At 37.7% G+C, this 8278-nt stretch carries 6 protein-coding genes; all 6 read right to left on the minus strand.

Annotation, left to right across the window (positions count from 1 at the left end; all coding sequences use genetic code 11):
* Positions 1-75 precede the first annotated feature (75 nt).
* On the minus strand, positions 76-2094 hold the full coding sequence (locus ACFFAP_RS10945) for an ABC transporter ATP-binding protein/permease (RefSeq protein WP_375511239.1): 2019 nt from the start codon (positions 2092-2094) through the stop codon (positions 76-78).
* Between the two features lie 267 nt (positions 2095-2361).
* Entirely contained in the window at positions 2362-2766 is a 405-nt protein-coding gene (locus tag ACFFAP_RS10950; protein WP_104906706.1) for a hypothetical protein, read from the minus strand.
* A gap of 231 nt (positions 2767-2997) precedes the next feature.
* Entirely contained in the window at positions 2998-5112 is a 2115-nt protein-coding gene (locus ACFFAP_RS10955; protein ID WP_375511240.1) for a patatin-like phospholipase family protein, read from the minus strand.
* A gap of 328 nt (positions 5113-5440) precedes the next feature.
* Positions 5441-6445 (minus strand): MvdD family ATP-grasp ribosomal peptide maturase, encoded by a 1005-nt coding sequence (locus ACFFAP_RS10960; protein WP_375511241.1) that lies wholly within the window; start codon positions 6443-6445, stop codon positions 5441-5443.
* A gap of 59 nt (positions 6446-6504) precedes the next feature.
* On the minus strand, positions 6505-7512 hold the full coding sequence (locus tag ACFFAP_RS10965) for an MvdC family ATP-grasp ribosomal peptide maturase (protein ID WP_375511242.1): 1008 nt from the start codon (positions 7510-7512) through the stop codon (positions 6505-6507).
* A 352-nt stretch (positions 7513-7864) separates the two neighbouring features.
* Entirely contained in the window at positions 7865-7999 is a 135-nt protein-coding gene (locus tag ACFFAP_RS10970; RefSeq protein ID WP_375511243.1) for a microviridin/marinostatin family tricyclic proteinase inhibitor, read from the minus strand.
* Between the last annotated feature and the right edge of the window lie 279 nt (positions 8000-8278).

The following is an 8278-nucleotide window of genomic DNA, read 5'->3' on the forward strand; positions in this document are numbered from 1 at the left end:
GTAATAGATTTATAAGTAACTAATTGGTTTTGCTTTTTAGTTAGCATCACTTATTTTTAAATATACAAATAGTTACTAAAGTCTTACCCATTTCAATACCTCCACGTTTTTGTTATAGCGGTAGGTTACACCATCCTTAGTAGTCACAGACTTTTCTTGACTAGCCTTGCTTCTGATCGTAGTAATAGAATAGTCCGTTAATGTCTGAAGCTCTTTATGAGAAAGTCCTATAATTGTGGCACTCGCTGCTGATTTTGGTTTCATTTTGAGTTCGTTTTTCGGGTAAATATCTATCGTAATTTGCTCCTTTTGTGATGGTTTAACAGCAATTTGTTTTTGCAATTGATAATCTTGTATAGAAACAAGTTGCCAATTAGATTCTTGTGAAAGTTCTAACACCCATTGATGATAATTAAATAAGCTTTCCCTATGACCAACGCTGATAAAAGTTGTTTTCGTTGATTGTAACTGTTGATATAAATTCCCTTCATTATTTAAATCTAAAGCACTCGTTGCTTCATCTAAGATAGTGAAACTAGGATGTGTAATTAATAGCCGTGCAAAAGCGAGGCGTTGTTGTTCTCCTAAGGACAATATATTTTCCCAAGGAACTTCTGTATCAAAGCCATCTACGCGAGTAAGTAAGTGTTGCAGGTTAACTTGTTGCAAAATGTGTTCAAGTTCGCGATCGCTCATTTTCCTGTCTGTGTGAGGATAAAGCAACTGTTCGCGCAAAGTCCCTAAAATGATATAAGGCCGTTGGGGTAAGAATAATACTTCTTTTAGGGGAGGACGCACTAGACGACCAGTTCCCGCATTCCACAAACCAGCGATCGCTCTCAATAAAGAACTTTTACCCCTACCACTAGGGCCAACAATCAATAACCCTTCGCCTGGCCCAACAGCAACTGACAAATTTTCAACAATCACCTGTTCATAATTTGGTGTTTGTAAAGTGACATTCTCAAAAGCTAAACGTTCTTCTTCTATAATTTGAATAGTACTGACGTTCTCTGGTTGTTTACTAGCAGCCTGTAGCGCATCTGAAAACTCTGCTAAACGCTTTACATAGCCAGAAAACCGCCCTGAAATCCCAAACTCGGCTATTAGTTCTCCTAGAGCATTAGAAAACATAAAACAAGCAAAACTAGCTTGGTTAATTTGTCCATAATCAATTTGATCCTGGAGAAATAAAGGTGTAAGAATGAACATCGAGAATACGCTAATGGCAGACTGATATGCTCTGCCAAAAGCGTCTTGTCCCCTCTCTAAATTCAGCCTGCGTTCAGCAGTTTTTAAAACATTATTAAATCGACGCTGAATTATATTTAGTTCTTCATCTTCTCCCTGAAAAAAAGCGATGGATTCGGCGTGATTACGAACATGAGTTAAGCAATAGGCAAAATCTGCTTTAAATGCAAGTTCTTCTTGGTTAACTTTATTTATTGCTTGATTCAAATAAACAGCTATTAAATTACCTATAATTGTATAAATAATTAAATAAATTGCGATTTCTGAAGAAACTATCCAGAGAATTATCAAAGAACTGACCATTTCTAAAGATTTTTCTAGTAAAGAAGATGAGAATCTCAAGCCAATACTAGTAATAGGTTCTATTTCTTGGGATAAGCGTTGATCTGGATTATCTATATCAGATTTAAAATTGATTTTATAATAAGCTTGATTGCTTAAATATTTTTCTAACACATGAATATTTAGCCATTTATACCAGTCAAGAATTATTTTTTTTCTGACATATCTCAAAAGAGTCACTAGCAAGACCATTCCTACAATAATGAGACTGGACAGCCATAAAGTACTATTATATTTATCAAGGTCTCTCTGTTCAATCACGATATCAATTACATAGCGATTCCAGTAACTATTTGCAGCATTTGCACCGACAATTACGACTATTAATAATACTAAGAGAATGAGCATTCCCCATGAGCGAATCACATCTGAAAATGCTCTTCCTTCTGCTTTTGTTGGATACCAATAAGGCCCGGCAACTACTTTCACATCCTGCCAAAATTGAATCAAGGCTGAAAAAGGATTTGTTGTATTTTGCTCACGCACAGATGGAGTTTGCATATTCTAAAAATGTAGCCATTACTAATTACACTAGGAATTTTCAAATGGCCTTTGAGAATCAAGTTAGACTCAGAGGCCATTTTTCCTTTTAGAGAATGTCTGAAAACTTTTATGGTGTTGTATTCGAGATTTGTAGCTCCCCCTAAATTCCCCTTTTTAAGGAGGACTTTAATTAAATTTCCTCCCTTTTTAAGGGGAGCCAGCTACGCTGTAAGCGTTAAGGCAGGCTAGCGACTGGCGTGGGCTAGGGGGATCAAATCGAATGCACTAGGTCAATGATTCCTCATCAACAATTTCGACTGTTCTCGGAAAAGGGCCTTGGTCAGGCTCAGTAACGACTACTGGGCTAATGTGATGTTTCAGTTTGAGTTTTAACTCATCTGAAATGGGCAATTCTTGAATTTCTTTGAGAAGAAATCTGACAGATTCAGTTTTGCTACGTTCTGTATAGATGAGCTTGAGAATGTTTTCAATTCCAAATCCCGCTATATATTCCCCTAGAACGGCTACCAACCCAAGTAAGCCTAAACCTCCTAAGAGGCCGAAAGGCCCGCCCAGCGTTGAAAGCATAGCGACAACGGCAGCGACATTACCCCCTGCTGCACCTGTTGCTATCACGAAAAGTATGCCAGGAAGCCCTAAACCAGAAATTTTTTTGACGAGTTCATCCATTGTACTTACCTACAATCCTTATAAAGTGAAAACATGACTAATACCAATTCGCAATTCGCAATTCGCAATTCGCAATTAAAAAACTTGGAGATACTTCCCTTTCAGGGTTAACATCTGTTTCATAATTTAATTGAATTGGTATAAGAGAGTCATTATTAATTTCTTTTGTGAAGAAATTAAAAATCTTACATCTTGCACCAGTTACCTGGTGCAAGATGTAAGAAATCTGATTTAGCCCAACAAAAGACTACAAAGTTCATCGATTTGTTGACTTTTATTAGATATTAGTCGATGGGCTATAGCTTGTAGCTGACGAGTATTTTGGAGTTTGGTATTATCTATTTCTTCTAGTTCACTATCTAACAATGTTTGAAAGCGATAATAAAAACTTTGAGCTTCTTTATCACTAGGTTCAAACAACTGTCCTAATTCTCCAGCTACCACTTCACTACTACCGTCAAACATAATATTTAAAAGCGGTCTTCCCCATTGTAAGAGTCCCCAATTTTTGACTTCTTTATAAGGGTAGACACTCGTCAGCGAACCTGTACCTAAAGAAACTACTAAAATATCTTCTGTATTGAGGACTTTTTGTGCTTTTCGTTTACTAGTAATTTGTGCTTCTAAAATAGCTAAATGGGCTGGATTATTAGCAAATACTCCACCATCGATTAAAGTATAGGCGATGCCGCTATTGTGGGGGTTTACAATCCGATGAGGAGCAAAATAAGTCGGAGTGGCACTAGTTGCCAATGCTGCATCTAGGAGCGAAAAACCCCCAGATAACTTCTGAAAATTCTTAGATTCTATTTGCTGTTTTTCTAGTTTGTTTGTAAAAAATATCGGAATTCGCTGCTCGATATCGTAACTCGTTACAAAAACTTCTTTGAGATTATTTTCTATAAGGGCGTTACCAAAATATTTCCTGAAAATTTCTTCTTTACTTTCGGAAGGATATTTTGGCTGGAGAAATATATCCTCTAATGGGCCAAGTAGTCTTTCAAACAACGGCTCATAAAATATTTCTACCCCATACTCAAGAAAGAACTGTAGGAGATCCTCGGCAGTGTATTCAGCTACTGGCAAGTTATCAGATACATCAGAACTTAATCGGGGTTTAGTTAGTCCAAGTGCTAAAATTCCGCCGCTTGAAGTGCCAGTAATTAAATCAAACAAGCTGAATATAGGCTTTTGTGTCCGCCTTTCAATTTCTGCTAAGAGTAATGCAGGAATAATGCCCCGAATACCGCCTCCATCAATGGAAAGTATTTTATATTTGGGACGGGCTTTTATATTCATAGTTTCTGGCGATTCTTCCTGAGTTAATATTTGTGCTTGTTGGATGTTGACCGGATCTTCAGTTTGGTCTGCTTTGGTTTCCTCGTCATGTGACCCGAGAGCGATCGCAGTTGGAATCATCTTGGATTCTTCGCTATTTGTTTCTGTCTGTTGAATTTCTTTTGGTTGGTTTTCGTCGTCGTTTACTAACGATACCGTTGCTGCTAATAGATTTGTAGTTATTGGTGAGATATTTTCTTCAGGAATAACTGCTGTCTCAGTTTGGATCTGTTCAAATTGAATATCTTCTTGATTGGATGATTCTGTGGCAAATGGAACTGGATTTAATGATTGTGTTGCGAATGGAATTTCTGCTAAAGTCCAAATAGGATTACCACGAAAGTTTCCTTGATAGGACTTTCCAGTTTGGTTTTTTCCAGTTTGGTTTTTGACAGTTGTACCTTGCCCATCGTCTAATCTCCAGTAGGCCACTAATCCTGATTCATCTCCGACTATTTGCCCACAACGATGATTCTGTATTTCTGCTTGAGTACAGGGATAATTCCAAACGCTAATATTTGCTAATTGTCCTTTGAAATAGACCTGTTTATGTAACGTTGCTCCCAGAGTTATAGAACTTGTGGCTTTGTTTAAAGATGAACCTCTAAGAGAATCGTTGTATTCATGCTCGTCAAGATATACGGTTATTTGACCACTATTAAAAACAATAGCAAAAAAGTGCCATTGTCCTATAGTTAATTCTCCTTGCCCGAAGGTTTTGATACTCTTGCTAACACTTTCATCAATGTAGACATCTAGGCTTCCTGTTTCACTGATGCCGAATTCAAAATTATCGCTATATGTCTCTGAAGAATGAGCAAAAAATACATTGCGCGTTCCGTAACTAGTTGCTTTAGTTGTTAGTTCATGTGGATTTGCCCATCCTGAAACCGTAAAAGCTGAACTCCCTTGAGCAAAAACGCCGCCAATATCGTTTCTGCCAAAATCTATATAATCATTTACCCCATCAAATGTCAAAACAGTTTGTGTATTTACTATGTTTATCACAAGGATTTAATCTCCAAATGTCAATAATTCGTAATTTTAAATAAGGGATTTAATATCAATAAAGTTAAGAGAAAAATCTCACTAACAACTTTTAAAGTGGTAGGGGATGTAGACGCGGCAGCAGCTACTTTTGTCTATAAAACGCTACTGCAAAACAGGGCGAACGCACGGTATTTCTGAAACCCTTGCTGAACAAGGATATTGACGAAAAAATAGGCTAAATTTAAAAACGCCGAAACCCTTGCTATTAAAGGATTCTTATACTTTAGATGCGTTTGCCCTGCTACTGCAAACGTGTTGTTCAACTGAGTACCTATAGGATAGAAGATTAGAAAAATATACAAGGCTCAATCCCGTAATTTTTATTAGTCAGTAATACTTCTGAGATCGCGTGCGAAATGGGGTAGTGTGGTGAATATATCTCCATCCAAAAAAATTCCCCGACTGGGTTAACTTCGAGGAATACATGCCGACCATCGGGGGTGACAATAATATCAATTGCTCCATAGTTTAAGCTAAAATAAGCCATCAGTTTGAGCAGTTTTTTCTCAATATCTTCTGGCAAGTCGTAGGATTGCCAATTTTTAACTAAAGCTCTCCCCTCTTTGCGCCAGTCGTAAGTAGATCCTGACAAGCTTTGGGAATCTACTGCGGCAGTAAATACGCGGTGTCCGACAATAGTTGTCCGCAATTCCAGCGCCTTGGGCACATTTTCTTGAAAGGTCATCGGACAAAAGCATAGTCCTTCCATATTCTCTAAATCATCATCTGTAACTGGAGTGGTAAACACAACGTTTTCTCGCCCCTGCTGATCATAAATAGCAAAGGAAGAAAGCATCTTGGTAACTATACCTTGCTGACACTCTTGAGCAAATTGCTTGACTGCTTCTGGATTGTTTGAAGTCAGAGTGCGTGGAGTTACAAGACCAACTTCTCGTGCAACTTGCAATTGTAGTTGCTTATTATTAGCCCGATCTACATTGGACATTTTATCAAAGTGGAATCCCTGAAGGCTGGCAATCATACCCCTGACTGTGGCGCGACATTCATTAATTGACGCATCTCTGTATTGCTTGTCCATTGAGTCGGGAATTTTTTCTCCGTAGCGCATCCGCCGATACCAAACTGAGGAGACTTCACTCAAATCTAGCTTTTGTTCGCCATCAGTAATAATTACTCGTTCAGTAACGCCAGAGTAAATATCTAACTTCACCTCGGTGGGATATCTATCTGTGTCAAACCGAAATGCTTTTTCTCCTCTAGCCTCAATTTCTTTGATGACTAGAGGAATACTTTCGTTGTCTTTACTAAACGTGACTATTAATACGGTCATAAAAAGTATGAAGTGTGAAGTATGTAGACACCTTTTGGGTGGCTTACCACAGGCTAGTATCAAATATTAAATTTTTGATCGTGCTTTCTTTGAAGTAGAGCATCAGCGATCGCACTTGCAATCGGTAAGTCTAAATCTTTTTCTAGCATTCCCCACTCCCCCAGAGGGTTGATTTCTAAAAAGACGTATTCCCCTGATGGTGTGACGATGAAATCTAACGCTCCAAACAACAGCCCAAATTTCCCCATAATGGCTTTGAGACGACTAACTACTTCATCAGGAAGTTGGTGGTGTTGCCATGCGCCAACTTCAACACCAGATTTACGCCAATCAACTTTGGCTGCTGCATACACATCTGCATTTAGCGCTCCCACAAATACATTACCATTCACATACACCACCCGTAATTCCTGTTGCTTTGGAATTTGCTCTTGAAAAACCATTGGGCAATAGCGTAGTGACTCGGCATCTTGTAAGTCTTCTTCCTTGACGATACTGGTGTACAGAAAAAACGAAGAGTTAGCTTCCATACTGTGGGAAAGAGCAGTTAAGAGCTTGCTCACCATTTTGCCCTTGACTTGCCCGAAAAACTCTCGTGCTGCTTGGGCTTTGTTGGTAATAAGAGTCTGGGGAATAACAAAACCTACTTCAGACGCAATCCGCAGTTGACGCAGCTTGTTACTTGCATAATCTATCCGTTCTAAATTATCTACCCACGTAGCTTCTTTGAGACTGTCCCAAAAACCATCTAAAGTTGCAAGTGATTCTCTAACGCAAGCTTCTCGGAACTTTGGCGCTAATTCTTGACTCAGTTGTGGTTCCCAAATACGGCGCAACCAAACAGCTTGCACCTGCTCTGTGTTGATAGAGTGGTTGTTATATTCTATAGTGTGGTAGCTTTTAGACTTATCAAAATGTGCTGTTAATTGCACTCCTAGAGGAAACTTATCAGTATCTAGACGAAATGGTTGCACCCCTTTTTTTGATAAGGCTTCTGCCACTCTATCTATTGTGAAAAAATCACCACTATGGGTAATTAATAAAACAACATTACGAGACAGGTGCATAAAATATACTTTTTTGAAAATTTTAGGAGGTAGCTATTAAGCAATAGCAAACAAATTGCTTTTTATAAACCAAAAAGTTTAAGTAATTTAGGTATCTATAAAAAGCAATCACCTCCATGTTATGGACAAGGCAATATGAAAGCGATCACGTCTCTAAGAGTAATTTTCAGTTATTTGATAACTGCTACTCTATTAAATTATGATTCAGCCAATTACAAGGTATCTTTCCGATAAGAAAGGTATAGCAGGAGGCAGGAGGTAAAACTATTGCTATTCCTAGCCTTCACGCTTGTCATTATGTCCTAACCTATGTGGCTACGGCTATACTTTTAGATGTAGAAGAGTAAATAAATTATTTATCTTCCAAATCTGAAGGATACTTGTAAGTCCAAGGAACCTCTGTTCCTTCAGTAGCTTGCTCTTCCAAGAAACGCGCAAAGAATGGTACCGCTACAATATCCACTGTTTTGACTGTGTTTGTAGGCATAGAGTTTTCCTTAAAAAAATTAACTTGTTTTCCAACTTAAATGTATATCATTAATTAAATATTTTTTCAAGGTCAGTTAAGACAGTTAAGAAGTAATGATTCTAAGGAATTTAAGAAACTTAAAAAAGTTAGGAAAGTTAAGTGGCAGTTAAGAAAGAATATCTGTCTTAAGTTTCTTAAGTTTCTTAAGTTTCTTAAATTAATTGTTTTAAATACTGTTGCATTTTCTCTAGAAAAATGAGATTATGCTTAAATTGAAATTATAAGTATGTTAATTTA

Source organism: uncultured Nostoc sp., assembly GCF_964245575.1.
Classification (GTDB): domain Bacteria; phylum Cyanobacteriota; class Cyanobacteriia; order Cyanobacteriales; family Nostocaceae; genus Nostoc.

Coding starts and splice junctions, on each gene's coding strand:
- ACFFAP_RS10945 (WP_375511239.1), bottom strand. CDS start 2,094: ATGCAAACTCCATCTGTGCGTGAGCAAAATACAACAAATCCTTTTTCA.
- ACFFAP_RS10950 (WP_104906706.1), bottom strand. CDS start 2,766: ATGGATGAACTCGTCAAAAAAATTTCTGGTTTAGGGCTTCCTGGCATA.
- ACFFAP_RS10960 (WP_375511241.1), bottom strand. CDS start 6,445: ATGACCGTATTAATAGTCACGTTTAGTAAAGACAACGAAAGTATTCCT.
- ACFFAP_RS10965 (WP_375511242.1), bottom strand. CDS start 7,512: ATGCACCTGTCTCGTAATGTTGTTTTATTAATTACCCATAGTGGTGAT.
- ACFFAP_RS10970 (WP_375511243.1), bottom strand. CDS start 7,999: ATGCCTACAAACACAGTCAAAACAGTGGATATTGTAGCGGTACCATTC.